We start from the raw sequence: 26,585 nt of genomic DNA, 5'->3' as shown, positions 1-26,585 counted from the left end.
GCGAGCACCACCGGCAGCCCTAAATCCCCGCCCTCACGGACGGCGATGCTCAGCGGCACCGACCCTAGTACCGGCACGGGCTGCTCTGGCGTCGACAGCCGAGCCGCTGCATCCACCCCGCCACCCGAACCGAACAGGTGCAGTGTCGTGCCGTCGAGCTGGGGCAACCCCGCCATGTTTTCGATCACCCCGATCACCACCTGGCCGGTCTGGCGGGCCACCAGGGCGCTGCGCTCGGCAACCTCGGCAGCGGCGGCCTGCGGGGTGGTGACCACGATGACCTCCGCCTGCGGCAGTAGCTGCCCGAGCGAGATCGCAATGTCGCCGGTGCCGGGCGGCAGATCGAGCAGCAGCACGTCGAGATCGCCGAAGAACACGTCGGTCAGGAATTGCTGGATGGTGCGGTGCAGCATCGGCCCGCGCCATGACACCGCGGCCTTTGCGGGGGCCCGAAGCCCAGCCTCCGATGGATCGCTCGGGCGATTGGGCACGAACATCTCGATCGAGATGACCTTGACCCCGTGCGCGACCGGCGGCAGGATCATCTCCCCCACCTGGGTGGGCTTCGATCCGGAAATGCCCAGCAGCCCCGGGATCGAGAAGCCGAACACATCAGCATCGATCAGCCCCACACGAAGACCTCCCTCGGCCATCGCGACCGCGAGGTTGGCCGTCAGCGTCGACTTGCCGACACCGCCCTTTCCGCTGGTGATTGCATAGATGCGGGTCAGCGAATCCGGGCCGAACTGCAGGGTCTTGGGGCGACCGCCGCGCAGTTTCGAGGTGAGGGCTTCACGCTCCACGGGGGTCATCACGCTCACGTTCACCCGCGCGCTGCTCACACCCGGGGTGGCGACGACGGCGTCGTGCACATCGCGTTCGATGGTGGCGGCGGCGGGGCATCCCACGATAGTCAATTTCAGGTCGATGGATGCGACACCCGCCGCGTCGACGGAGACACCGCCGATCATGTCCAGCTCAGTGATCGGCCGACGGATCTCGGGATCGATCACGGTACGCAGATTGAGCATCACGTGGTTCGCGATCTCGGCCTCGCGCGGGTGTGTGGTCGACACGGGGTCAGTCGGCTTTGGTGTCGGGGCGGTCCAGCTCCTCGAGCAGCGATTTCAGCTCGGCCCTGATGAACTCTTTCGAGGCCAGGTCCTTCATCCCCAGCCGCAGCGCCACCACCTCACGGGCGAGATATTCGGTGTCGTTGAGGTTGCGTTCGGCGCGCTGGCGATCCTGCTCGATCTGCACACGGTCGCGGTCATCCTGCCGGTTTTGGGCCAGCAGGATCAGCGGCGCAGCGTAGGAGGCCTGCAGCGACAGGATCAGCGTCAGCGCGGTGAATCCGATCGCGGCGGAGTCGAACCGGATCCCCTCCGGGGCGAGCGTGTTGTAGATCATCCAGACGATGACGAAGATCGAAAGCCCGAACAGGAACCACGGCGTGCCCATGCGCCGGGCGATGGCTTCGGTGAATCGCCCAAACCGGTCGCGGCTCTGGAACAGCGAGGGTGTCGTGCGAAGGCCGCGGGGTAGGTCGAGGCGCGAGTCTGAGCGGCTGGAGCGAGAATTACGGTCGCGTGCCACGGGGTGCCCTCCTGCCGGGGGTTGTCGGCCTGCTCTGGGTTGTCGGCCTTCTCAGCGTCACCGAGGCGGTCGAAGTGTTGGTGAACGCTGCGGGTTCGGCGCTCGTACTTCGCCAGTCATCCGGCAGCAGATAGTCGAGGACATCGTCAATGGTCACCACCCCGACGAGACGGTGATTCTCATCGACGACGGGAACAGACACCAGGTTGTAGCTGGCGAGGATGCGAGACACCTCCGCCGCGCTCGTGCCGGAGTGCACGGGCTCGAGGGTGGTGTCGACGATGATGCCCAGTCGCTCATTGGGTGGGTAGCGCAGCATCCGCTGGAAGTGGACCATCCCGAGGAACCGGCCGGTCGGTGGCTCGTAGGGCGGCAGCGTCACGCAGATCGCGGCACCGAGAGCGGGCGCGAGCTCGTGGCGACGGATCAGGGCCAGGCCCTCGGCCACGGTCGCATCCGCCGACACAATGATCGGCTCCGTCGTCATCAGGCCGCCCGCGGTGTCTGGCGCGTACGACAGCAGAAAGCGCACGTCTTCGGCCTCTTCGGGCTCCATCAGGTCGAGCAGGGTCTCGCCACGCTCGTCGCTAAGGTGCGCGATGAGGTCGGCGGCATCGTCGGGCTGCATCTGGTCGAGCACGTCCGCAGCGCGATCGTCGTCGAGCTGGTTCAGGATGTCGACCTGCTCGTTTTCGGGCATCTCCTCGAGTACGTCGGCGAGGCGGTCATCCGAGAGTTCGTCGGCGACCTCAAGCATGCGCTGCTCGGGCAGGTCGAGCATGGCCGTGGCGAGGTCGGCGGGAAGCATATCGGCGTAGCTGGCGACGAGCTGGGTGGCCGACTGGGACTCTCCCGTTTCGGTCTTCTCGATGATGTCCGACCAGGCGATGAACAGGGTAGCGCCCTTGGCGAACGCAGTTGTTTTGGGGCGTCGGAGGAACGCCTGGTTCACCTCCCACTCGCCGAGCCCGGTTTCTTCGATCGCGACATCCTCAATGGTCGCTTCGCCCGAACCGTCGCGCAGTCGCACGTTACGACCAAGAAGCTCGGCCATGACCCTGATCTCGCCGCCACGTTGCTCGAACCGGCGCAGGTTGATGAGGCCGGTGGTGATGATCTGGCCGGAGCCGATGCTGGTCACGCGCCCGATGGACAGGAACACGCGGCGCTTACCCGGCACCTCGAGCACCATGCCGACCACTCGCGGGCCGCCGAGCGACCGGTACACCACGAGCACGTCACGAACCTTGCCGACCCTCTCGCCATTGGGGTCGAAAACGGAGCACCCGACCAGTCGGGCCGCGAATACTCTCGACGTGCTCACGCTCAAACCCTACCCCCGCGTGGCACAATGGCCCGGTGACTAACCAGAGCATGTTCGCCCGCCGTGGCCTCGCCCTTCCCAGCGTCCCGAAGGGTGACGTGCTCGGAACGTACGACACCTACCTTGAGGCCCAGTCCGTCGTCGATCGACTGTCGAAGGCCGATTTCGAGGTCGCGAAACTCTCCATCGTCGGCAACGACCTCAAGACGGTAGAGCGGGTCACCGGTAAGCAGACCTATGGCAAAGCCGCACTGGCGGGCGCGGCATCCGGAGCCTGGCTGGGTCTCTTCCTGGGCCTCGTCTTCACGCTGTTCACCCCGCCGAGCGCCCAGACGTTCGGCATCGTAGGCGCCGCACTCCTGATCGGAGCAGGCTTCGGGATGATCTTCAGCATCGTCACGTACACGATCGGTCGTCGCCGCCGCGATTTCACCTCCACGCACCAGGTGCTCGCCAGCAACTACCAGATCATCATCGATCCGGAGCTGACTGCGAAGGCGCAGCAGGCGCTGCTGTCGCACCCGGCGGAGTAGCTATTGGTGCGACACCCGTTCCAGTCGCAATCGGATGCCGAATATTGGAAGTAGCACTACCGGCCCCAGCGCGGCGATGGTAAGTCCGAGGCTGAGTTGGGCGGTCTCGAATGAAATTCCGACGCCTCCCATAAGGGCAGCCGCAGTGAAGGGCAGACCGATCAGCAACGCCACAACAGCCCATGCCGATCTGCCTGCCAAACGGAGCACAGCAGCGAGCAGGACGGCTATGAGAGGGGACCAGGAAATCAGCTCAGGTCTGGCAAGCCAAAGAGGTTCCTGATAAGAGAACCAGCTGGGCCGGAGGATCTGTGGCACAGCAAAAAGAAGGAGTGCGGGCAGGAACCATCCGACAAGCCAGCGAGAACTGGATCGGGTCGAACCCGGTTTTCCTGCGGCAACCAGTACAGCCAGCAGGACCAATAGACCCAGAAAGTTCCACGTCGGCCTCAGCCCCATATTCTGCGAGTCCGCCACAACGCGGATCGCGAACGACAGCGGGACAGTGGCGAGAGTGAAGCTTCGCGCCGCCGTCGGAAACCCTGCCATCCCCGAAAAGAGGGCGATGATCCACACTGAATAAATGATGATTGCTGGCGACGCGAACGGCCCGAATGTTTGGTATTCAGCCCAAATAGTTTGAGACGGATTGTCCGGCGGCACCTCCAACTGCATCGCTGCGGTGAGAGCGATCGCTGCTCCGATGGCCAAGGCCGCGGTGGATGCCCGGTCACGCACTGCCGCCGGAATTGTGAAGGGAACGTGTCCAATGCGACTTCCCATTCCATGAATTGCAAGATTCGCAAGTTCCAACTGTCTCGGCGTAGCGCGATCCTGCCCTTCAGCCGCATCCAGCAGCGTGCCCAGCATGGCCTCTTCATTATTCAGACGCCACGTCGCCGGATAACATCTCAGAGCTCGCCGGTACCGGCTCTCGAGCGCGTTCATGAGGCGAACCCGATCCGTCGTTGAGTCAACATTGCGGTGACCCGCAGTTCACGTGAGCGAAGCCGCGCACTCTCCGCCTCAAGGGCATTGACCCCGTCTTCGGTGATTTCGACGTATCGCCTATGGCGACCGGATACGATCTCCGATCCCGACTGCGAGACGAGGCCCTCCTTTTGCAGCCGATCCAGTGCACCATAGAGTGTTCCCACCTGAAGAGTGAGAGCGTTGTCCGAGAGAAATGCCACTTCGGTGATGAGCGCATACCCGTGCTTCGGCCCACTGAGCAGTGCCATGAGGACGAAGAAGGTGGGTTCTCGCATTTCTTTATTCATGTGAAGAAGATACCTCGGTAGGCGTAATATGCGTGAGGGGCGCGCCGAATCACGTGCAGCGGCTACAAGCACAACCCGGCGGCGTCGACCTACTCCGGCACAGCGCCGAGCGTGATCAGCGTGGAGTTCACGCCGGGAAGATCGTTGAACCTTGCCTTCTGATCGATCTCTCTTGTCATGGCGATGATGTCGACTGCAGGATGCTGGCGACGGCGCGCGATGAGCTCTCCCGTCGACAGGGGACGGCGAGGCAGGTCTTGCATCGAAACAACGTCCATGGTCACAGTGTCTCACCGGTCACACGTCACCGCCGAGCGTGCCGACGAAATCGACTCAGGGCACACGGCCGCCGAAAAACACCTGAACCTCCGCAATCCGACCGCCGCGTACGGAGATGATCTCCGTATTGCGGAACCTGTTGCCGGTCTGAAGCTCGTATTCGTAGTATGCGAGCACTGTCTCGGCATCGACCTCGGTGACGGCGATTAGCTTCTGCCAGGCGAAGTGGTCGGCGGTGGGGAAGCACTTCTCGAGCCACGCGGCCTTGTCGATGCGATCGTCCTGCGGGCTGGTGAAGACGAAATCGTCGGCCATCAGGCGCTCGGCGGCCGCGGCATCCTGCGCGCGGAACGCTGTGAATGACGCCCGCACGGTTTCAGTGTTGGTCACCGCGCACCCAGGCCTCCACGTCATCGGCGGTGCGCGGGATACCGACCGACAGGTTCTCGGCGCCCGATTCGGTAACGAGGATGTTGTCTTCGATGCGAACTCCGATGCCGCGATACTCCCCGGGCACGCTCAGGTCGTCGGGCTGGAAGTAGAGTCCCGGCTCGATGGTGAACACCATGCCGACTTCGAGCACGCCGTCGAGGTAGAGCTCACGGCGAGCCGCGGCGCAGTCGTGCACGTCAATGCCGAGGTGGTGACTCGTGCCGTGCACCATGTAGCGCCGGTGGTACTGATGATCTGGCTCAAGTGATTCTTCTGCGCTCACCGGCAGCAGGCCCCACTCCGCGGTCTTCTTCGCGATGACCTTCATGGCCTCGGCATGGATCTCGCGAAACGTCAGGCCCGGCTTCACTATGGCGAACGCGGCATCCGCAGCCTCCAATACGGCCTCGTAGACGCGCCGTTGCACCTCGCTGAACGTGCCGTTGACCGGCAGGGTGCGAGTGACATCGGCGGTGTAGTAGCTTTCGAGCTCGATGCCGGCGTCGATCAGGATCAGGTCACCCGGCACGACGGCGCCGTCATTGCGTGTCCAGTGCAGAATGCAGGCGTGGGCTCCGGATGCCGCGATCGTGTCATACCCGACCGTGTTGCCCTCGGCGCGCGCGCGTCGGTTGAACGTGCCCTCGACCAGGCGTTCGCCCCGGTTGTGGGCTACCCCCTGCGGCAGGTCGCGGATCACGTCATCGAACCCGAGTTTCGTGGCGGCGACGGCGGCGCGCATCTCGGCGATCTCGAACGCGTCTTTGACGAGCCGCAGCTCGCTCAGGTCCCGCGTGAGTTCGGTGTCGCCGTCCGTCTCGAGCGCCTCGCTGTCTGCCGCGAGCAGCCTGCGGCCGTCCACCTGGTCGGTCACGTCACGGTCGGCATCGCGGACGATGAGAGTCGCGGCATCCACGCTGTCAATGATGGTGGAGAAAGCGGGGAGCGCGGCCGTGGCAAGCCCCAGATCGGCGGCGACATGCGCGAGCGACGGCCGGGGACCGGTCCAGAATTCTCCGACGTCAGAGTCCGCGTAGAACTCATTTGTGTCTCGACCTGCCGCCTCACGAAAGTACAGGGTGGCGGTGTGCCCGTCATCGGTTGGCTCTAGCACCAGCACGCTGCCCGCGACAGAATCCGAGCCCCACCCGGTCAGGTGAGCAAACGCGGAATGGGCGCGATACGGGTAGTCGCAGTCATTGGAGCGTACCTTGGCGGCGCCGGCCGGGATGATCAGTCGCTTGCCGGGGTGCAGCGCCGAGATGCGGGCACGCCGGTCGGCGGCGTAAGCGGACTGCTCACGCGGGGCGGGCACCTCGTCGGGCCGGTCTGCCCACTGCGACGAGATGTAGTTGACGAAGGTCGACGAGACCGGTGTCGTCGACCGATTCGAGGTAGCGCGAGGGGCGGGGGAGGATGTGGTGGAGTCAGCCATGCGTCCATTCTCCACCCGGCTCACCGACCGAGCGCCGCCCCGCCCAAATGAAGGAGATTCCCGCGTAGGGAGTGCGCGGGGCACTGGGTGCCGTCGTTGGCGGCGGAATCTCCTTCATTTGGGCGGGAAAGCGAGCGCCCCCGCGGGTGGGTCAGCGTCACCCGCATCCCGGTAGCCAGCCAGTTTGGGGTTGACATCACGTGGTCGATCGGGGTCCCTAGCAGCGTGGCCACCACGGAGGGCAGCACGGTGGTGGTGCGGGCGGTCTCATCCACCTGGCAGTCGCCGAGGCGATACTGACCAGCAGGGTCGTCGATTGTGCGTTGGACACCTCGTCGTATGAGGATGTGAACGCGGCCATGCGCAGCCCGGCATCGTCAATCAGCTCAGCAACTCAAGCATGACGGGGCGGTCGACGTACGGCCCAATCGCGTGCCGTTGAATGTTGATATAATGGATGATAATATCAACCATATGAGAACTGCGGCGCCGCTTCTTGCTCCGATCTTCCGGTCGGACGGTCAAGCGCGCCTGCTCTCCACCTTATTGCTCACGGGGGAGGAACTGAGCGTCACCGATCTGGCCGATCGTGCCGGCCTGGCCTACCCGACGGCGCATCGCGAAGTCGCTCGTCTGGTGGACGCCGGCATCCTGAGCGAGCGACACGTGGGCCGCACGAGGTTGATACGCGCCAACGGCGAGAGCCCGCTGGTGGATCCCTTGCGTGAGATCCTCATGATAGCGACCGGCCCTGTGGTGATCCTGGCTAGCGAGTTTGCCCACATCGATGGGATTGAGTCCGCATTCCTTTACGGCTCTTTCGCTGCGCGGATGCTCGGGGATGCCGGTCCGGCACCGCACGACATCGACGTCATGGTGCTCGGTGAGCCCGAGGTGGACGCCATCTACGAAGCATGCACACGGGTCGAGTCCGCGGTGCACCGCCCCGTGAACCCGACGATCCTCACCACCGAGGAGTTCGCCGCAACCTCCGGCTTCCTGGACAACGTGCGCCGCGGCCCGGCGGTCGCTGTAATCGGGGAGTTACCGTGGCGCTAATACCGCTCACGCGCGTCCAGCAGGCGACGGTACTCGCGCTGGTCGAGGGGCGACGTCTCGATGTCGTGCCGTCAGACATTGCGCGCGCGACCTCGTTCCTGCGGCAGGCTGAGGAGCGCCTGGACCAACTGCCACTGCTCACCAGTGTCGTCGTCAGGTACGGGATTGCCTACGATGCCTGTCACGACACGGGCGAGGCGCTGCTGGCGGCGTACGGCTTTCGGACAACTAACGGACCCGGCCAGCACGAGGCGCTCGGCCGCTATCTGCGTGCCGTCTTCGACAAGCCGCCCGCGGAAAGAGCGGCGCGAGAGTTCGATCGCCTGCGGCGCGCGCGTAATCAGGACCGCTACGAGGCGAAGCCGGTGGGCGTAGCAGCGACCGAGAAAGCCGCTCAGGTCGCTCGCACGCTGTTCGAAGCCGCCCTCGCCAGAGGGCTCTCGTCATGACCCGGCAGATCGCTAACAGTTCGCATCGACCCGGAAATACAGAAGACGCCTGATCACGATCTCGACCGTGATTGTCGGCAGGGGGAGCGGGACGGATGCTCCAGCGATTGATGCTCCGGCGATTGTCAGGGGACTGTGTCTTGCGCGACTGTCCCGTAGCTCGGATGGGGTGCTGAGGCAATTCAGAGTCCCGCTCAGCCTGCGGGGGTCAGCTGCGCCACGATCGGGCGGTGATCGCTGCCGGCGTCGTCCTGGGTTTCAATCACGCGCATCCCGGTCGCGCGCCAGTTCGCGGTGGCCATCACGTGGTCGATGGGGGCGCCGAGCAGCGCGGGCGCGGCGGAAGGCCAGGTGCCGACGGCGGCGTTATCGGTGGCGACCGCCGCATCCAGGCACTCACCGATGGCGGCGTTCGGGGCGGTCGCGAGCCCTGCGAAGTGGTCCATGGTCGAGTTAAAGTCACCGGCCATGATGACGTTGCCGCCGGCGCAGGCATCCCTCACCCATCGCAGGTCCTGGCGCCAGTGATCCATCTCTCCGGGGATGGGAGCCACCGGGTGCACGGCGATGATGGTCGGCCCCGTGCCGTCGGCCGGGATGGCGATCACGGAGGGCAGCACGGTGGTGGTGCGGGCCCCCTCATCCACTGTGTAGTCGCCGAGGTCGGCACTGATCAGCAGCGTCGTCGATCGCGCTTTGGAGATCTCGTCGTATGACGAGGTGTGGGCCACCATCGCCAGCCCAGCCTCGCCCATGATGGTGGCGACGGCCTCGCCCGCGGCCCGCGAGGTTTCGGGCAGCACCACGATGTCGGCGCCCGCCTCGATGGCCAGTTGCGCGATGGTGTCGGCTCCGGGCAGGTCGCCGAGGGTGTTCCAGCTGAGCACGGTCACGTCGTTATCGGTGGCCGCTGCAAAGGTGGTGTTACCGAAACCCCGCGTCGACAGTACGGCGAGATTGACCAGACAGAACACGAGCCCAATGGCCGCCATGGATGCCGCGAACCGCCGAACCGGCGCCGCAACGAGCGCCACCACCACGAGTAACGCCACGATGCCGAGCCCCACGCTGGCCGCCGCCGCCCGCAGCGACACGAGTTGCGCGAGGATCGGAAGCTGCGCCGCCCCGAACAACTGCGGCCACGCGATCACCAGAAGAAGGAGTGCCGTCGCGACGATGACGATGGCGGCGAGGGTTCGACGAATCATGGCGGCCCGAGCCTAACCCAGCGCTGTGAGTGCGTGCCTATCGGACGGCGGCGAGGTGAGCGACGATCGGACGGTGGTCGCTTCCGAAGTCGTCGTGGGTCTCAATGACCCGAACGCCGGTCACGACCCAGTCGTCAGTGACGAGAACGTGGTCGATTGGCGAGCCCAGCGCCGGCGGCAGGATGGTGGGCCAGGTGCCGAGCGCCGCCGCGTGGCCGGAAAGCGCGGCATCCGAGCATTCTCCAAGCGTTGAACCGCTGTCGGTTCCTAGCCCCGCGAAATTGTCGACGGTGGCATTGAAGTCGCCGGCCACAATAACGCTGTCTCTGGTGCACAGCGCCTGGACGAACTGCAGATCCTGCTGCCATGCCAGCATCATCGGCGGCAGGGGAGCGAGAGTGTGCACGGCCGCGATCGTCGGACCGGTGCCGTTGGTCGGGGTTGCGATGACCGTCGGCAGCACAAGCGTGGTGCGGGAGGTCTCATCCACCGCGTATTCGCCAAGTTCGGTGCTGATCAGCAGCGTGGTCGAGCGTGCGGGGTTGTTGTTGTCGTAGGCGAGAGTGAACGTCGACATCGGCATCCCCGCCGTCGCCATGAGTGCGGCGACGTCACGGCCGACCGTTGCCGTCGTCTCGGGAAGGCTGACAATGTCGGCCCCCTCGGCGATCGCGAGTTCTGCGATCACGCTGGCGCCGGGGGCATCCCCGAGTGTGTTCCAGGCCAGCACGGTGACACCGGCCGTCGACGCCGGCGAACCGTCCGATCCGGCCGTTCCCCTGCTGGCCAGGATGGCAAAGTTAGCGGCGCCAAACAGGGTGAGCAGCACCGCGGCGACCGAAGCGAGAACTCTCGCGCGGCGAGAGCGTGTAGCGACGACTATCAGCACCACGGCGACGACGACGGCAGCAACGATCGCGAGCCCCCGCAATGAGACGACATGCGCGGTAATTGGCGCCCGTGAGAGCCCAATCGCCTGCGGCCAGGCGACGATGGCTAGCGCAATCCCGAGTGCGACGGATACTGCGAGGGTTCGACGAATCATGGCGGCCCGAGCCTATGCCAATAGGCTTGCAGAATGCCCGACCGCGCCATCGACCTGCACACCCACAGCGCGGTATCCGATGGAACGGAGACTCCGACGCAGCTGGTGCGGGCCGCGGTTGCGGCTGGCCTCGGCACGGTGGCGATCACCGACCACGATTCCACTGCGGGGTGGCAGGAGGCGTTCGCTGCGGCATCCGGAAGCGGCCTGACGGTCATTCCCGGCATGGAGCTCAGCACCAACTACGGCCCGGCGAGCGTGCACATGTTGGCCTACCTCTTCGACCCGCTCGATGCCGGAATCGTCTCCGAGACGGCCCGCATCCGGGACGGGAGGCTGCGCCGGGCCGAGCGCATCGTCGAGCGAATCTCGGCAGACTACGACCTCACCTGGGATGACGTGCTCGCCGAATCGCTCGACGGCACCACCCTCGGCCGGCCGCACATCGCCGACGCCCTGGTGCGCAAGGGTCACGTCGCCAACCGCAGCGCCGCGTTCGAGAGCATCCTGCATTGGCAAAGTGGCTACTACGAGAAGTACTACGCGCCCTCGCCGCTCGAGGGCGTGCGCATGATCGTCGCGGCCGGGGGAGTGCCCGTGCTGGCCCACCCCGCCACCCACGGCAAGTATCGGTCGATGGATGACTCGGTCATCCGCGAACTCGTCGACAACGGCTTGTTCGGCCTCGAGGTCTACCACCGCGACAACACGGACGACGGCAAGGGCTGGCTACTGGAGCTGGCCGCGAAGTTCGGACTCTCCGTGACCGGATCGAGCGACTACCACGGCGAGGGCAAGCCGAACCGTCTCGCAGAAAACACGACGACCTCCGAGGTGCTGGAGCGGCTCATCGCCGCGGGCACCGGCTCCCAGCCGTTCCGCGGCTGAGACCCGACCCTAACCGACCGGCGGGGTGTTTCCTGGCGCACCCGAACCGCCGCGGCGGGTGCGAGTGCGACTGCGACGGGACGGGGCCGCGCCGTCATGTGTGCCGCCGCCGGCCGCGCTGTCTCGAACGACATCGGTCGAGCGTTCGCGGGGCGGGCGTGAGCCCTGTGCGGGGCGTGACCCGCGGTCTCCACCTGTGCGCGGCGGCCGACCATCGCGACCGGCAGACGACGGTGCGGCTTCGCGAGCGCGGGCGGGCGGCGCGCCGGGAAGGCGGCCCTTCGTGCCCTCGGGGATGTCGAGATCGACGAAGAGGTGCGGGCTCGACGAGTAGGTTTCGGTCGGCTCGGGGATTCCCATGTCGAGGGCGCGGTTGATCAGTGACCACTTGTGCATGTCGTCCCAGTCGACGAAGGTGACGGCAATCCCGGTCTTGCCAGCACGGCCTGTGCGCCCGGCGCGATGCAGATAGGTGTCGTGGTCGTCGGGGATGGTGTGGTTGATGACGTGGGTGACGTCGTTGACGTCGATGCCTCGAGCCGCGACATCCGTCGCGATGAGAATGTCTTTTTTGCCGGCCTTGAACGCCGCCATGGCGCGCTCACGCTGCTCCTGGTTGAGGTCGCCGTGCACCGCGGCCGCGTTGAAACCGCGGTCGTTCATCTCTTCGACGAGCTTGGCGGCGGCACGCTTGGTGCGCGTGAAGACCACCGTTTTGCCGCGGCCCTCAGACTGCAGGATGCGCGCGATGACCTCGTCTTTGTCCAGATTATGGGCGCGGTACACGATGTGTTTGATGTTTGCCTGCGTCAGCCCCTCGTTGGGGTCGGTGGCCCGGATGTGGATCGGCTTATTCATGAAACGACGTGCAAGGGCAACGATCGGCCCGGGCATGGTCGCCGAGAACAGCATGGTGTGGCGGGTGGGCGAGGTCTGCGCGAACAACTTCTCGATGTCGGCGAGAAAGCCGAGGTCGAGCATCTTGTCTGCCTCGTCGAGCACCATGACCTTGACATCCTTGAGTGAGAGCAGTCGTTGCGAGGCGAGGTCGAGCAACCGCCCCGGCGTGCCGACCACGACCTGCGCGCCAGCCTTCAGCTCGTCGACCTGGCCCTCATAGGCCTTGCCGCCGTAGATGGCAGCGATCTTTGTGCGTCGATTGGATGCCGCGAGCACAAGGTCTTCGGCTACCTGCACGCACAGCTCGCGTGTGGGCACGACCACCAGCGCCTTGACGCCGGGCGCAGGGTCGGTACCGAGCGACTGCAGCAGCTGCAGCCCGAAACCGAGGGTCTTACCCGTTCCGGTTTTGGCCTGCCCAATGATGTCTTGACCCGCGAGCCCCATAGGGATCGTCTGGGTCTGGATGGGGAATGGCTCGATGATGCCTTTGGTTGCGAGAGCGTCGACCATGTCCTGGTCAATATTGAGTTCTGAAAATGTCAAGAGAAGAAGGGCCCTATCAGGTAACGAGGTACGCCCGTTCTGTCCTGGGGCGCAGGACCTCCGCCAGAACGGGAGGTATGGGCCCAGTTTAGCGGGTCGGCTGTCGATAACCTGCGTGGGTCAGGCTGTGACACCCAAAATGCGCGTCTTTGCTGAGGTGGCGGGCGCTCCGGCGGGAGGAATGACGACGACGTTCGATGATCCCTTCCTCGGTACCGTCACCATGAGTGCCGCGGGAAGTAGCGAATTGAGTGCGGTCGCTGAGGTTCCGAAGTTGACCCCGGCTTTGACGACCGAGCGTCCGAGCGCCTTGACCGCTTTCTTGTCGAGGCTCGCGAGCTGCGCTTCGATTGCCGCGAGGGATGCCGCGAACTCCCCATCCGGGACGGACGGGTGACTCACCAACACGACAGGCATCGTGTTGCGGTCATTGTTCGGACTGACGATCAGTGATGTGGGGGCCTGGATGGCGAGGTATCCATTGGCCTGGAACTCCTGGAATGTCTTCGCAGCGACCTTTGATTCGGTGGCCCGGGAATAGAGGAAGAAGGCCAGCGATGCCGGAAGCAGGAACAGCGGCGCCCAGACGATAACGATGAACATGAAGCTACTCAGAGGACTATCTCCTTCGACCGAGAAGAACACGGTGAGGAAGTCGCTGGCCTGGCCGCCAAAATCGGACAGGGTGCGCAGCGTGCTGACGGTGTTGTACGCGATTGCTGCAATCGAGAGCAGCACGAGCACGAGAGCGATGTTGCGCGGCGTGCGGTCTATGACAACTCGCCGTGCGAATCCTTCCACGGTGGAGAGATCATGAGTGAGCTGAATTTCTGTCATGGATATCATGATAGGGGTTGGGTGTCGCCGGGCAGCACAGGCTGCCACTCGGAGCAATAGGCTGGCACGGTGGCTTCCTGGTTTTCGCGATTCACGCGCACCCCGCGCAGATCAGATGTGCCGCGCCTGCGCTCACGGGGCGTTGACCAGCTCACCACCAAGGTCGAGTTGGTCGAGTTCACCCCCGATCTCCTCGGATTCCTTGGGCGGTCCGCCTACGTGCAATTGATGGTGTTCGAGAACCTGTCGAGGGCGATCTCCACCGCGCCGTCGACCACCGCCAAGACGGCTATCGGCCGGGCCGCGGAACTTTCACTCGCCAAACACCGCAGGCTGGTCGCCGAGATCGTCCGCGCCGGCAAAGACCCTGCCGAGGTGATGGAGCCGTTCACCAGGGTGGTCGACGACTTCGAGCGCGACACTCGCGGCGGGGACTGGTTCGAAACGGTGGTGGCGTGTTACCTGACCGCGGGATTTCTCGACGACTTCTTCGCAAGGCTCGCGCTGGGGCTTCCCGATGAGACCGGTCGTCGCATTGCCGGGATCTTCAGCAGCGAATCCGGGGAAGCCGTGCTTGCCGACTTGCTGACCTCGGCGATTGAGGAGAACCCGCGCCTGTCGGCTCGACTGGCGATGTGGGGCAGGAGGCTCGTGGGAGACACAATGCTCGTGGCCAGGTCGGCACTGCGGTACACCGACGACCACAGGTCAGACGAGGCCCGAATCGAGCCGGTATTCACCGAGTTGATTGCCGCTCACACGCGGAGAATGGATGCGCTCGGCCTCACAGCCTGAGCCGACCCGCCGCTCGAGCCCAGCGCCTCACACTCCGGCGAGTTGCTTGAGCTTCGCGGCATCCGATGTGGTGCGCGTTCGCGGCAACGCCAGGGCAATGACGAGGGATGCGACTGCGCCAGCGCCAATGCTGGCCACCCAGATCCAGGTTCCCTCGAATGCCAAGCCGACCCAGAGCAGGGCGACCCAGACCGTGGCGGTAACAGCAGCCGCGGCGGCGGGGAGCAGGAACGCTCCATACGAGCCCCGCTTGGGAAGGCTGTATCGAACAACACCGCCGATGCAGGCACCGATGACCGAGACGAAGAGAAGCTCCATGGCTGCTTAGGCGACGAAGCCGACGCGACGCGACTCTTCCGAGCCGATCTCGAGGTAAGCGAGAGACTCGGTCGGGACGAGGTACACGTTTCCCTTGTTATCGAGCAGCTTCACGAACTTCGAATTCGATTCGAGGGCGACTGAGACTGTCTTCTCGACCTCGCTCGAGGTCTGCGATGACTCGAAGCTGATCTCACGGGGGCTGTTGGCGATGCCGATGCGAATGTCCACGATCACAGGCTACGACACAACGACATGGTCGCTCGGCGCCGTTCACTGTCAGCGCATCCCGCTACCGTGGTGCCATGGCGATCTTCGAGCGTGGCGGCAGTGACGTTCGCTTGTTGCCCGTCGACCTCGACCCCTCCCAACGGGCGGTCATCGACCTGGCGGATGACGCCAGCGCCTCGGTGATGGGGGCGCCCGGCAGCGGCAAGACGACGACTCTCATCGAGCTGGTGGCCGAGCGGGTTCTTCGGCGGGGTTGGGCTCCCGGCGAGATCGTCATCCTGAGCCCGAGTCGGGCGAGCGCGACGCTGTTGCGGGATCGTCTTGCGCAGCGACTGGCCGTGCCCACGCCGGGGCCGATGGCCCGCACGGCGAACTCGCTCGCGTTCGAGGTGGTGCGCGATGCCGCCGCGCTCGCGGGCGATCCTGCGCCGACGCTGCTGACCGGTGCCGAACAGGACCGGATCATTGCGGATCTGCTCGCCGGCGAGATAGAAGACGGCACCGGAACCGAATGGCCCGAGCAACTGGATCCTGAGGTTCGGCGTCTTCGGGGCTTCAGGACCGAGCTGCGCGACCTCATGATGCGCAGCGTTGAGTACGGAGTGAGCCCGGCCGCGCTGGCCTCGCTCGGGCGCACGCATGGTCGACCCGAATGGGTGGCCGCATCCCACTTCATCACCGTCTATGACGCGGTCAAGGGCAGCTACCGCGAACGTCATTTCGATTCGACCGAGCTCATCCGCGAGGCGGCGGCACTCATCGCCGAAGAGGGTCCCCTCCGTCTGGATGGGTTGCGCCTGGTGATTCTGGATGATGCCCAGGAGTCGACCGAGTCGACCGTCACCCTGCTTCGGGCGTTGGTGGGCCGGGGTATTTCGGTGATTGCTTTCGGTGATCCGGATGTCACGACCGGCGGTTTTCGGGGCGCGCAACCCGATCTGCTCGGCCGACTCGGCACCGCCCTCGGGCGACCCGTGCAGTCGCTCTACCTCAAGCATGTTCATCGTCACGGGTCGGAGCTGCGAGAGCTGGTGGCCGGCATCACCGGCCGCATCGGCGCCGCCGCTGCGGGGCCCCAGAGACAGGCACTGGCTGCCGCTGCCGTCACGAATGCCACGGGCAGTGCGACGGCAACTGCCGCCGCCTATCGACTGGGTTCTCCCGCCGAGGAGGTCGCGTTCATCGCCCGCCGGCTTCGAGAACGCCACCTGCTCGACGGCATCCCTTGGTCGCAGATGGCGGTGGTGGTGCGATCCGGAACCGTCGTGCCCTCGCTCGCGCGTGAACTGCGCGCTCTTGAGGTCGCGACGAGCGTCTCGAGTGCCCGTGCCGCAGTGCGCGACGAGTACGCGGTTGAGGGGTTGATCCTCCTTCTCGAACTGGCGCTCGGCGTCGCCGGAATGTCATCCGGTCGAGAGCTCGATGGCGCGGTCGCGCTCGAGCTTCTGGGCGGCGCCGTGGGCAGGCTCGACGCCGTGTCGCTGCGCCGACTGAAGGCAGCGCTGCGGCACGAAGAGCTTGCCGGAGGCGGGGATCGCGCGGCAGACGACCTGCTGGTCGACGCGCTCGCGCATCCGGCCGGGCTGGTGACCGTGGATACGAGAGTGGCGCGCGCCGCGCTGGTCGTCGCGAAAAATTTGCACGACACCGCCGCCGGTGCGCTCGCGGGCGAAACCATCGAGGAGTTGCTGTGGGGCGCCTGGCAGCGCAGCGGGTTGGAGAAGACCTGGTTCGAGCAGGCACTCGGCTCGGGCCTCGTGGCGGAGGAGGCGAATCGCCACCTCGATGCCGTGGTCGCACTGTTCTCGGCTGCCAAGCGGTTCGTCGAGCGCACCCCCGACGTTCCCGCCGCGGTGTTTCTGGATTCGTGGCGATCGGCCGATGTTGCCGAAGACACACTCGCGCTACGGGCGACCATCGATTCCGTGACGGTCGGCACACCGTCCGCCATGGTCGGTCGCGAATTCGAGATTGTCGTCGTGGCCGGTATGCAGGAGAACGTCTGGCCGAATCTGCGCATTCGCGGCTCACTGCTGGGTTCTCAGGATCTATTGGTTGTGCTGTCCGGGGGCGACCCGAGCACCGTCGATCAGCGTCTGGATGTGATGCATGACGAGCTGCGGATGTTCGCGCAGGCCACGTCGCGCGCTCGATCCGAGGTCGTCGTCACCGCGGTGGCTGGCGACGACAACCTGCCGTCCCCATTCCTGCGGCTCGTGCCCGAGGGTTCCGTCGCGGGGCTGCCGCGGCATCCGCTCAGCCTGCGCGGGATGGTGGCGCGGATGCGGCGCGAGCTTACTTTGACGGGATCGGGGGAGGCGGCATCCGGAATCGCCCGGCTCTCGGCCGAGGGCGTGCCCGGTGCACATCCCGACCAGTGGTACGGGTTGAGCGAACCAAGCACGACCGCGTCGCTCACCGATCTCGGCGACCCGGAGGCGACCGTGCGCGTGTCGCCCTCGCGCATGGAAGCGTTCGAAACGTGCGCCCTGCACTGGCTGATCGACGAGGTGGGCGGCGGATCATCCAGCGTCGCGGCAAACCTCGGCACGCTCATCCACTCTGTCGCAGAAAAGGCTGTTGAGACCACTCCGGATGCGCTCTTCGCCGCGGTGAACGAACGTTGGGGCGAACTCAGCTTTGAGGCGGGCTGGCATTCGGAAGTGGAGAAGGCTCGAGCCCGCGACCTCACGTCACGGCTGTCGGCCTACCTGAGAGACTTCGACGCGGCCGGGGGAACGGTGGTGAGCAGGGAAGGTTCCTTCGAACTGGAGGTCGGCCGGGCCACCCTCAGGGGCAAAATCGACAGGGTTGAGAGCTACCCCGACGGAACCGCGGTGATCGTCGACCTGAAGACGGGACGAAACGATCCGACATCCGACGACGCGGTGCTCGACCATGCGCAGCTCGGCGCCTACCAACTCGCGTTCGCCTCGGCGGCGATCGAGGGCGTGCCCGACGGCCTCATCAACGGGGGAGCGAAACTGGTGATCGTGTCGAAGGGAACACGCGGCACCGAGTACGCGGCCCCGCACCAGAGGGCCTTCACTGCGTCGGAACTCGACGCGTTTCGCGACAGGATCATGAACGACGCCGACGGCATGGCCGGTGCCGTATTCGTTGCCCAGCTCGGCTCGCACTGCCTCGACCCGTGGAGCTACGGTCGCTGCAGGATCCACATCGTGCCGGCGGTGAGCTCATGAGCATCTCGTCGCTGGAGCTTGCTCAACTGCTCGGGCTGCCCGAGCCGACCACCCAACAGCAGGCCGTCATCGAGGCGCCGCTGACCCCCGCCCTGGTCGTCGCCGGCGCCGGCAGCGGAAAGACCGAGACGATGGCCAACCGCGTGGTGTGGCTGCTCGCCAACAACCTCGTGATGCCCGACCAGGTGCTCGGGCTCACCTTCACCAGAAAGGCGGCCGCGGGTCTTGCCGACCGCATCGCGCGGCGCATTACGCAGCTGCGACTCGTTCAGGGCAGCCGCGCGTCCCGTGACCCGGAGCGCGCCGAATTCGATCAGCCGACGGTGTCAACATACAACTCGTTCGCCAGCGCGCTGTTCCGCGAGAACGCGCTGCTGATCGGCCGTGAGCCGGAATCGGCGCTGTTGAATGACGCGTCGTCGTGGCAACTGGCTCGGCGAATTGTCACTCAGAGCGCTGACAACCGGCTCGTGGCGTTCGGCAGCAGCATTGATGCGATCACCGAGAAGGTGCTCGAGCTGAGCCACCAGCTCAGCGATAATGTCGCAGTCGCCTCCGCGGTGGAGAGCTACGCCGAGCGGTTTGCCGACCTTGCCGCGCTGCCGTATACGAGCGGCAAGACCAAGGCGACCCCGTATGCGAGTGTCACCAAAGCCGTCTCGGATGTCGCGGCGCTGGCCCCGCTGCTGCAGCTCGCCGAGCAGTACGCCCTCGAAAAACGTCGACGCGGGCTTCTGGAGTTCAGCGATCAGGTAGCCCTTGCCCTGCAGATCTGCGGGCGTTCATCGGCCACGGTCCAGTCGTACCGCGACCGGTATCGGGTCATCCTGCTCGACGAATACCAGGATACGAGCGTCGTGCAGACCGAGTTGCTGGCAACGCTCTTCGCTGGTCACGGCGTAATGGCCGTGGGTGATCCGCACCAGTCGATTTATGGATGGCGCGGTGCGAGTGCCGCCAACCTCGCCAGATTCGCGGGCGATTTCGGTTCCACCAGCGAATTTGCGCTCTCCACGAGCTGGCGCAACGCAACCACGATCCTCGACGCGGCCAACCTGCTCGTGGCTCCCCTGAGTGCGGCATCGCCCATCACCGTCGAGTCTTTGCGCCCGCGTCCGGCGGCCCCCGCCGGATCCCTCATCGGTGCGTACTTCGACGACATGGTCGAAGAATCGCGGGCCGTCGCCCGGTGGTTGAAGAGCGAGCTCGAGAGGCCGTCGGGGGATGGCGGGCGCCGCACAGCGGCCATCCTGTTCCGCCAGCGTCGCCACATGGGGCTGTTCGCTCGCGCCCTGGCCGATCTCAGGATTCCGCACCACATCCTGGGCATCGGCGGGTTGCTCTCCGCTCCCGAAATTGTCGATCTGGTGAGCGCGTTGCGTGTCATTCATGATCCGACTGCGGGGTCCGAGCTGATCCGCCTGCTTTCGGGGGCCCGCTGGGCGATCGGGCCGCGAGACCTGCGGGAGCTTGCCGCCGTGGCGGGCTGGCTGCATTCGCGCCACTGGTCGCAGGTCGCACTGAGCGACGACGTGAAAGAGCGGATGCGCGACTCTGTCGCCATCGACGACGGTCGTTCGATCGTCGACGCCCTGGATTTCGTGGGGGAGGCTCCCGAGGGTCACGGCCAGCTGTCCGGCTTCAGCGAGCTCGGTCTGCGCCGGCTGCGCGCTGTGGCACGCCAACTCGCCTTTTTCCGTTCCCGGGCTGGTCTCGCCCTGCCCGACCTGGTGCGACTCGTCGAGCAGGAGCTGCTGCTTGACATTGAGGTGATCGCCAACGAATCATCCGGCCTGGGAGCAGCAAACCTATACGCGTTCCGCGATGAACTCGCCGGCTTCCTTGCCAGCGACGAGCAGGCAACCCTCGGCGCCTTCCTCGGCTGGCTCGACCGTGCCGCGCGCAGCGACACGATGGGTCCGCGCAGCGAGGATGCCGAGCGCGGAACCGTGCAATTACTCACCATCCACGGCGCAAAAGGTCTCGAGTGGGAGATCGTCGCCGTGCCCAGAATGACCACAGACGAGCTGCCCGCGGCCTCGCGGGAGGGCACGGGCTGGGTGAGGTTTGGGCAGCTACCGTTCGAATTCAGGGGGGATGCGCGCGAGCTTCCGCGACTCGACTGGCAGGGCGCCCAAACCCAGGCCGAGTTCGACGCCGGGCTCAAGCGTTTCAAGGCCGAACTGGCGGCTCGACACCAGGCCGAAGAGCGCCGACTTGGATACGTCGCGGTCACCAGGGCGCAGGACTCCCTGCTCATGACCGGAGCCTTCTGGGGTGGGCAGGCGAAGCCTCGTCCGCCCGGAGTGTTCCTCGTCGAGCTCGCCGCGGCGGGTCTCATCGGCGAGCTTCCCACCGAGAGTGCGTACGAAGATAACCCGCTTCAGGGTGAAGCAGAGATCGAGCAATGGCCGCTTGACCCTCTGGGTGATCGGCGAAGGGTCGTCGAACGAGCCGCCGAACTGGTGCTCGGCACTATGGACGAAGCACGCCCGGCCGGCATCTGGCAGCGTGACCTCGACCTCCTGCTGGCCGAGCGGAAAGCCGCCGCGCTCGCGTCGGGGGTCGTGCCGTTGCCGGAACGGATTCCCGCATCCCGATTCAAGGATTTCGTCACCGACCCCGAGGGCGTGGCCCGAGCGCTTCGCCGCCCCATGCCCGAGAAGCCGTATCGCGCCACCAGGCTCGGAACCCGGTTCCATAGTTGGGTCGAGGCGAGATACGGGGCATCGTCGCCCGCAGAACTGGTGGATGCTGCCTCAGGCGAACTCGATTTCGAGCAGCAGGGAGATGACCTCGACCTGGTTGAGCTTGAGCGACTGAAAGGCATCTTCGAACGCTCACGCTGGGCGGGGCTCAGCCCTGTGGACGTCGAGATAGAGATACACCTGCCCTTCGACAACCGGATTATCATCTGCAAGATCGATGCTGTCTATTCCGTCGGGCGCGACGACGTGGTCGGCGGTGAGCGATTCGAAATCGTCGACTGGAAGACAGGCAAGGCCCCGAGTGGAGCGAAAGATCTACAGCAGAAGCAGCTGCAGCTTGCTCTGTACCGGCTAGCGTATGCGCGGTTCAAGGGCATCGATATCACCAGGATCAATGCCGTGTTCTACTACGTGTCAGACGACGCCATTATCCGTCCCGAGCGGCTCTTCGACGAGTCGGAGCTGCTAGCGGCGTGGCGAGCGGCCACGGCACCGGGCGACTCGTGATTGCCGCACTGAGCGCCTCAACCGACTCGCGCGCACGGGCCCACCACCCTTCTCATGCGCGCCAGCGGCCGCACGGCACTCTGACCGCATACTGCTGCCGCTAAATCCCCCCCAAACCAGACGGCATCCCGCGATCCCGGCGATGCCCCGCGCTCATGGCGTGTCGCCCTGCAGCTGCCGCGCCGCGGCCGCAGCGGCCCCCACCCTCGTCGAGAACGCCACTTCGGCTGGGTTGACCCGACCCGAGGCAGCAAAAGTGGCGTTCTCGACGCGAACTTGGGAGCTCGACGCACGTTGGCAGCCCGGCGCCCGGTGTGCGACCGCGTCACGTCGAGGCAGACCGACCCTTCAAAGTCCGCACGCCGCGGGCCGGAAGCCGACTAAACGGCTCTCTCGCTGCGGGCGAGGAACGCCTCGACCTCATCCACCGCCATGGTCGGCATGGTCTGCGTGCCGATCGGGTTCATCACGTCGTTGCGGATGTTGTCGACCAGGCCGGTCAGCATCTGCACCGCGTCATCCACGATCTCGGTGTTGCGCGTTTCGGTTCCGTGCAGCAGCCACTTCGCAACCTCGAGTTCCGCGTAAAACATGGCGCGCTGCTTCACCTGGCGGTCCGTGGCCCCGCGAGCGCGGGAGTATGCGTCGAAGACGCTGTCGGCGACGGGGTCATTCGAGAGCACCCACTGCAGGTCGCGTGCCGGGTCGCTCACGCGCAACTCCTGCCAGCCCAGCACGCTGGCGACCGCGTCGTCCGCCGCGAGAAACGAATCCGCCGAAACCGCACCATTGATCACGGTGGGCTGGAATTGCCAGAGTTTCGTGTCTTCAGCCGCCTTCTCCCAGCGGCCGATGAGGGCTGCGGGTACGAGCGCGGTCGCGGCAGCGCGATCCATGACGGTGACTGCTGCGCGCAGGCACTCGCCCGAGGTAAGCACGGGCAGACCAGCGTCCGCGACGAAGCTGGTCGGCAACGAGTGGATGGCGGCGATCGCAGAGCCGATGGATGACGCGAGCGAATCGGGCCCGGACCCGATTGACCCGAGCGTCACCTTCGCGCCGTAGACGAACTCGTAGACGAAGGCACGAGTGGAGCCGAGCGGCGCCTGGCCCGCAAAGGTGGAGACGGAGAACGGAAGGCGCGTGCGCACCCCGGCGCTCAGTGCGCGAAGCGCAACGAGATCAGCAGACTGCTCCGACTCAGCGCGGGCGTTGCGGGGGGCACGGATAATCCAGTGCTTTCCGTCACGACCGGTGAGCAGGGCAGCGTCGAAGTCGCCACCCTCGCTTCCTCCGAAGTGTGCGGCGCCGGCGACGTCCAGCCCCGGCACGGCCGAGGTGGCGAGCGCGGCTAGAGTGAGATGGGATCTGGCCATACCAGACAGGGTAGGTTGCCCGCCCCACTCAATCGCTTCACGCCACGCACTTCTGACGGGCTCGCCTCTCCATGCCACATTCTTTTTCCTCGAGACTGCCGCTATCTCGCTTCGAGATGAACAGGGATAACCTGGCCCGCGAACGTGACAACCTGTTCGATGAGTTGTGGGCAGACCCGGCCACGCGCATCCTTCCGATCTTTCAGGGTTCGGCCCTGTTGTCGTCTGAGTCGAGTCTCGCGCTGTTGCCTGTCGACGCGGTTCCCTCGGGCGAATTGAGGGTCTACCTGGGCCGTTCGCTGTCGACCTCGAGCCCCGAGCCGGTCGGCACTCCAATCGTTGCTGTGCAGCTTGACGACGCAGGCCACCTAGCCGAGGCCGAGTGGGGCAGCCTTCGCACCCTCGGCAATGTTCTCAGCGATCGGGATGCCGGCATGCTGGTCGAGGCGCTCGGAGTGCTCAATTGGCATGCGTCTCATCGGTTCTCGCCCCGCACGGGCGAGCCGACGGTGTCGGAGAAGGGCGGCTGGGTTCGCCGCGATCCCGTGTCGAACACCGAGGTCTTCCCGCGCACCGATGCCGCCATCATTGTGGGCATCACGGATCAGGACGACCGAATCCTGCTGGGATCGAATGCCCTGTGGGAGAGCAACCGTTACTCGCTGCTCGCCGGCTTTGTCGAGCCCGGGGAGTCACTGGAGACCGCGGTGCAGCGTGAGGTGTTCGAGGAGTCCGGCATCCGGGTCATCGACCCCGTCTATCTGGGCAGCCAGCCATGGCCGTTCCCCGCGTCGCTGATGCTCGGCTTCACGGCCAGGGTCGACCCCGAGCACGGCACGCAAGCAACCCCGGATGGCACCGAGATTCTCGACCTTCGCTGGTTCACTCGGGATGACCTCACCGCCGCTCTCGGTGGCTCGAACGGGCCCGAGATCAAGCTCCCCGGCCGCACGTCGATAGCCCGCGCGATCATCGAGCAGTGGTACGGCGGGCCGATCATGGACGGGCAGTGATGGCCGCGGAACCGGCGCCGGCCAGCAACGGCCGCGCGTGTGGTGGCGGCCAGTGACCACCGGCACCGCAGAGTCCCTGCTCGACGGTCTCGACGAGCAACAGCGGCTGGCCGCCGAGTCGCTGCTGGGCCCGGTCTGCCTGCTGGCGGGTGCCGGCACGGGCAAGACCCGCGCGATCACCCACCGCATCGCCTACGGCGTCGCAACCGGCGTGTACGCGCCGGGGCGCGTGATGGCGCTCACGTTCACCGCCCGCGCGGCGGGGGAGCTGCGCGGCCGGCTCAGGGCGCTGGGGGCCGGGGGAGTCTCGGCGCGCACCTTTCACGCATCCGCGCTGTCGCAGCTGAATTTTTTCTGGCCGCAGGTGATCGGCGGCACCATGCCGCGGCTGCTCGAGGGTAAGGCGAAGGTCATTGCCCACGGGGCAGATTCGCTGCGGCTCAAGCTGGACACGGCGACTCTGCGCGATGTCGCCGCGGAGATTGAATGGCGCAAGACCTCGCGGTTGTCGATCGACGACTATGCGACGAAGGGGCGGCCGGTGTCGTCAGCGCTCACGCTCGACAAGATGGTCGCCCTGCAGCGGGCCTACGAGACCGTAAAAGATGAGCGCAGGCAGATCGACTTCGAGGATGTGCTGCTCGCGGCAGCGGGGATGGTTGAGGCTGAGCCGCGCGTGGCCCAGCAGGTTCGTGAGCAATATCGATTCTTCGTCGTCGATGAGTATCAGGATGTGTCGCCGTTGCAGCACGACCTGCTGCAATTATGGCTCGGCCCTCGCAACGACGTATGCGTGGTGGGAGATGTGAGTCAGACCATCTACTCCTTCGCGGGTGCCAGCCCCGATTACCTGCTCGGGTTCGGTTCGGAGCATGAGGATGCCGTCGTGCTGCGTCTTGAGCAGAATTACAGGTCGACCCCGTCGATCGTGGCGACGGCCAATCGGCTGATGCGGGATCGACCGGGTGCCCTCACCCTGCATTCGGCCAGCGAGCGCACCGGTCCTGCGCCGGTCACCAGCGCGTATGCGTCCGACAGCGCGGAGGCAAGAGCCGTGGCGAATTCGATCGCCGCAGAGATCGCGACGGGCACCAAACCCGAATCGATTGCCGTGCTCTTCAGGATCAACGTGCAGTCGCAGGCACTCGAGACCGCGCTTGCCGATGCTGGCGTGCCCTATCTGGTGCGCGGTTCGAGCCGGTTTTTCGACCAGCGGGAGGTGAAGGAGGCCCTCATGCTGCTGCGGGGGGCGACCGTCAACACCGCCGTCGAGCCTCTCTTCAAGACGATGAGCGATGTGCTGCGGTCGATCGGCTGGTCGCAGGAGCCGCCCGAAACCCGCGGCGCCGTGCGCGAGCGCTGGGATTCGCTGAATGCCCTGATGCACCTTGCCGAGGAGGCCCCGGTCGGCACCACCCTGCGCCAGTTCGTCGACGAACTGTTCGAGCGTCAGGCCGGCCAGCACGAGCCGACGATGTCGGCGGTGACACTGGCAACCCTTCATTCGGCCAAGGGGCTGGAGTGGGATTCGGTCTACCTCATTGGCCTTGCCGAGGGGCTGGTGCCGATCAGCTACGCGAAAGATGCAACGGCGGTGGACGAGGAGCGGCGGCTGCTCTACGTGGGTGTCACGCGTGCTCGCCGAGCCCTGGCGCTCAGCTGGTCGACCAGCCCCCAGCAGGGGCGAGCCGGGCAGCGCTCGCCCAGTCGTTTCCTGGCCGAGCTGGCCTGAGCGTCCGGCTGGTCGGTTTCGCATCGGCCGATTCCCGTGGGGGGATGCCGCCACATCCGCACTCCGGATGCTGCTGCCATTGCCGCCACCGTCTCTCTCCCGTGGCCGCGTCGATGCGCACCGATTCCGCCGCGCCACCCCCTCCGGGCCCCGCGAGCCTGGCGATCACCATCCGGCTCGCGGCGGCGGCCGTCTCGGCCACGAGGACGGCGGATTCCGCGCTGCTGCGCCGCCCGAGCAACTGCGTAGCGATGGCGGGCCATGCCCAGTCTTCGTCCCGGTGGTGCAGCTCGAGACAGAGCAGGCACGGCCCGAAGCCCGGTTCGACCATTGGGCCGACCACGGTGCCACTGTCTCCGACAAGGACGGGCAGGTGCGGGATGTCGCGGCGCAACCACACCGCGTGGAGCCGTGGCGCGAGCACGAAGTGGCCCACCACGACGGCGACGCAGGGATGGCGGTCGGCGAGGTCGGCGGCGTCGGCCGCGACCAGCACTTCGACGCCCTGGTCGGCGAGCAGTCCGGCGATGGCGGTGGCAAGAACAGAATTTCCGGAGATCGCGACGGTACCGAGCGACGCGCGAGGCTCTGGCGCCAGTGCGGGCGCGAGGATGGCAAGCAGCTGATCCCTGGCCCGGCGGGCGTCAGAGGTGCGCCCGCCCGCCACCACGGCAAGGCCGGGGAAGCTGGTGCCGACGGCGAGGGCCGCAAGCATCCGCTCTTGGGCTTCGGTCACGTCGTCGATGCGCACGACGGCGGGGTCGACGCCGATCTGCATGCCGAAGGGGGAACGCCACACGAGCGGCAGTCTGGGGTCAAGCCTGAGGGTCATCCGCCCAGTGTGACCGGCTCGCCCCATGCCCGCGCGAACAGTCCACAGCGCGAACAGTC

General features: G+C 65.9%; 25 protein-coding genes. 9 read left to right on the top strand and 16 right to left on the bottom strand.

Annotation, left to right across the window (positions count from 1 at the left end):
* The 3 genes from RMN95_RS15405 to RMN95_RS15395 all read right to left on the bottom strand — a co-directional run.
* On the bottom strand, positions 1-1,031 hold a 1,031-nt coding region (locus RMN95_RS15405), incomplete at its 3' end, for a P-loop NTPase (RefSeq protein ID WP_309617789.1).
* A 49-nt stretch (positions 1,032-1,080) separates the two neighbouring features.
* A complete protein-coding gene (locus RMN95_RS15400; RefSeq protein WP_309617788.1) occupies positions 1,081-1,596 on the bottom strand; it encodes a DUF1003 domain-containing protein in 516 nt (171 codons plus the stop codon).
* Positions 1,580-2,920 (bottom strand): magnesium transporter MgtE N-terminal domain-containing protein, encoded by a 1,341-nt coding sequence (locus tag RMN95_RS15395; protein ID WP_309617787.1) that lies wholly within the window; start codon positions 2,918-2,920, stop codon positions 1,580-1,582. The genes RMN95_RS15400 and RMN95_RS15395 overlap by 17 nt, the downstream gene beginning before the upstream one ends.
* Before the next feature lie 35 nt (positions 2,921-2,955).
* Between RMN95_RS15395 and RMN95_RS15390 the strand changes: the two genes are divergently transcribed.
* Entirely contained in the window at positions 2,956-3,453 is a 498-nt protein-coding gene (locus RMN95_RS15390; RefSeq protein WP_309617786.1) for a general stress protein, read from the top strand.
* On the opposite strand, the gene RMN95_RS15385 is transcribed toward RMN95_RS15390, so the two are convergent.
* From RMN95_RS15385 to RMN95_RS15365, 5 genes are all read right to left on the bottom strand, one after another.
* Positions 3,454-4,323: a hypothetical protein gene (locus RMN95_RS15385; RefSeq protein ID WP_309617785.1), complete on the bottom strand. Its 870-nt coding sequence runs from the start codon at positions 4,321-4,323 to the stop codon at positions 3,454-3,456.
* A gap of 74 nt (positions 4,324-4,397) precedes the next feature.
* Positions 4,398-4,733, bottom strand: coding sequence for a PadR family transcriptional regulator (locus RMN95_RS15380; protein ID WP_309617784.1), 336 nt, complete (start codon positions 4,731-4,733; stop codon positions 4,398-4,400).
* A gap of 89 nt (positions 4,734-4,822) precedes the next feature.
* Positions 4,823-5,011, bottom strand: a complete 189-nt coding sequence (locus RMN95_RS15375; protein ID WP_309617783.1) for a hypothetical protein — start codon at positions 5,009-5,011, stop codon at positions 4,823-4,825.
* 55 nt (positions 5,012-5,066) lie between these two features.
* Complete coding sequence (locus RMN95_RS15370; RefSeq protein ID WP_309617782.1) at positions 5,067-5,402, bottom strand: DUF4440 domain-containing protein; 336 nt, start codon at positions 5,400-5,402, stop codon at positions 5,067-5,069.
* Positions 5,389-6,879, bottom strand: a complete 1,491-nt coding sequence (locus RMN95_RS15365; RefSeq protein ID WP_309617781.1) for an aminopeptidase P family protein — start codon at positions 6,877-6,879, stop codon at positions 5,389-5,391. The genes RMN95_RS15370 and RMN95_RS15365 overlap by 14 nt, the downstream gene beginning before the upstream one ends.
* A 474-nt stretch (positions 6,880-7,353) precedes the next feature.
* Here RMN95_RS15365 and RMN95_RS15360 point away from each other — a divergent pair, with 474 nt between their 5' ends.
* Entirely contained in the window at positions 7,354-7,938 is a 585-nt protein-coding gene (locus RMN95_RS15360) for a helix-turn-helix domain-containing protein (protein ID WP_309617780.1), read from the top strand.
* Positions 7,929-8,387 (top strand): HEPN domain-containing protein, encoded by a 459-nt coding sequence (locus RMN95_RS15355; RefSeq protein ID WP_309617779.1) that lies wholly within the window; start codon positions 7,929-7,931, stop codon positions 8,385-8,387. The genes RMN95_RS15360 and RMN95_RS15355 overlap by 10 nt, the downstream gene beginning before the upstream one ends.
* Before the next feature lie 194 nt (positions 8,388-8,581).
* Here RMN95_RS15355 and RMN95_RS15350 read toward each other — a convergent pair whose 3' ends face one another.
* Both RMN95_RS15350 and RMN95_RS15345 read right to left on the bottom strand, forming a co-directional pair.
* On the bottom strand, positions 8,582-9,595 hold the full coding sequence (locus RMN95_RS15350) for an endonuclease/exonuclease/phosphatase family protein (RefSeq protein ID WP_309617778.1): 1,014 nt from the start codon (positions 9,593-9,595) through the stop codon (positions 8,582-8,584).
* Between the two features lie 37 nt (positions 9,596-9,632).
* Positions 9,633-10,640, bottom strand: coding sequence for an endonuclease/exonuclease/phosphatase family protein (locus RMN95_RS15345; protein ID WP_309617777.1), 1,008 nt, complete (start codon positions 10,638-10,640; stop codon positions 9,633-9,635).
* Between the two features lie 33 nt (positions 10,641-10,673).
* Between RMN95_RS15345 and RMN95_RS15340 the strand changes: the two genes are divergently transcribed.
* Positions 10,674-11,528: a PHP domain-containing protein gene (locus RMN95_RS15340; RefSeq protein ID WP_309617776.1), complete on the top strand. Its 855-nt coding sequence runs from the start codon at positions 10,674-10,676 to the stop codon at positions 11,526-11,528.
* A gap of 9 nt (positions 11,529-11,537) precedes the next feature.
* Here the strand turns inward: RMN95_RS15340 and RMN95_RS15335 are convergent, their stop codons facing one another.
* Both RMN95_RS15335 and RMN95_RS15330 read right to left on the bottom strand, forming a co-directional pair.
* Positions 11,538-12,974, bottom strand: a complete 1,437-nt coding sequence (locus RMN95_RS15335) for a DEAD/DEAH box helicase (RefSeq protein WP_309617775.1) — start codon at positions 12,972-12,974, stop codon at positions 11,538-11,540.
* A 120-nt stretch (positions 12,975-13,094) separates the two neighbouring features.
* Positions 13,095-13,811, bottom strand: coding sequence for a hypothetical protein (locus RMN95_RS15330; RefSeq protein ID WP_309617774.1), 717 nt, complete (start codon positions 13,809-13,811; stop codon positions 13,095-13,097).
* 69 nt (positions 13,812-13,880) lie between these two features.
* On the opposite strand from RMN95_RS15330, the gene RMN95_RS15325 reads away from it, so the two are divergent.
* A complete protein-coding gene (locus tag RMN95_RS15325) occupies positions 13,881-14,606 on the top strand; it encodes a ferritin-like fold-containing protein (protein ID WP_309617773.1) in 726 nt (241 codons plus the stop codon).
* 27 nt (positions 14,607-14,633) lie between these two features.
* On the opposite strand, the gene RMN95_RS15320 is transcribed toward RMN95_RS15325, so the two are convergent.
* Together RMN95_RS15320 and RMN95_RS15315 are read right to left on the bottom strand one after the other, a co-directional pair.
* Positions 14,634-14,924, bottom strand: coding sequence for a hypothetical protein (locus RMN95_RS15320; RefSeq protein WP_309617772.1), 291 nt, complete (start codon positions 14,922-14,924; stop codon positions 14,634-14,636).
* Between the two features lie 6 nt (positions 14,925-14,930).
* Positions 14,931-15,155 (bottom strand): DUF3107 domain-containing protein, encoded by a 225-nt coding sequence (locus RMN95_RS15315; protein ID WP_309617771.1) that lies wholly within the window; start codon positions 15,153-15,155, stop codon positions 14,931-14,933.
* A gap of 74 nt (positions 15,156-15,229) precedes the next feature.
* On the opposite strand from RMN95_RS15315, the gene RMN95_RS15310 reads away from it, so the two are divergent.
* Entirely contained in the window at positions 15,230-18,358 is a 3,129-nt protein-coding gene (locus RMN95_RS15310) for an ATP-dependent DNA helicase (RefSeq protein ID WP_309617770.1), read from the top strand.
* Positions 18,355-21,573 (top strand): ATP-dependent DNA helicase, encoded by a 3,219-nt coding sequence (locus RMN95_RS15305; RefSeq protein ID WP_309617769.1) that lies wholly within the window; start codon positions 18,355-18,357, stop codon positions 21,571-21,573. Before RMN95_RS15310 ends, RMN95_RS15305 begins: the two co-directional genes overlap by 4 nt.
* A 380-nt stretch (positions 21,574-21,953) precedes the next feature.
* Here RMN95_RS15305 and RMN95_RS15300 read toward each other — a convergent pair whose 3' ends face one another.
* Entirely contained in the window at positions 21,954-22,949 is a 996-nt protein-coding gene (locus RMN95_RS15300) for a phosphotransferase (RefSeq protein ID WP_309617768.1), read from the bottom strand.
* Positions 22,950-23,065: 116 nt separating this feature from the next.
* Between RMN95_RS15300 and nudC the strand changes: the two genes are divergently transcribed.
* A complete protein-coding gene (gene nudC / locus RMN95_RS15295; protein ID WP_309617767.1) occupies positions 23,066-23,962 on the top strand; it encodes an NAD(+) diphosphatase in 897 nt (298 codons plus the stop codon).
* Positions 23,963-24,014: 52 nt separating this feature from the next.
* The gene (locus RMN95_RS15290) at positions 24,015-25,694 is read left to right on the top strand and encodes an ATP-dependent helicase (RefSeq protein WP_309617766.1); all 1,680 of its coding nucleotides are present in this window, start codon (positions 24,015-24,017) and stop codon (positions 25,692-25,694) included.
* Here RMN95_RS15290 and RMN95_RS15285 read toward each other — a convergent pair.
* On the bottom strand, positions 25,618-26,526 hold the full coding sequence (locus RMN95_RS15285; protein ID WP_309617765.1) for a TOMM precursor leader peptide-binding protein: 909 nt from the start codon (positions 26,524-26,526) through the stop codon (positions 25,618-25,620). The genes RMN95_RS15290 and RMN95_RS15285 overlap by 77 nt on opposite strands.
* Positions 26,527-26,585 lie beyond the last annotated feature (59 nt).

It is taken from the genome of Salinibacterium sp. (assembly GCF_031364185.1).
In the GTDB taxonomy this organism is placed as follows: Bacteria; Actinomycetota; Actinomycetes; order Actinomycetales; family Microbacteriaceae; genus Rhodoglobus.
This window is presented reverse-complemented; position numbering and strand designations above follow the sequence as displayed.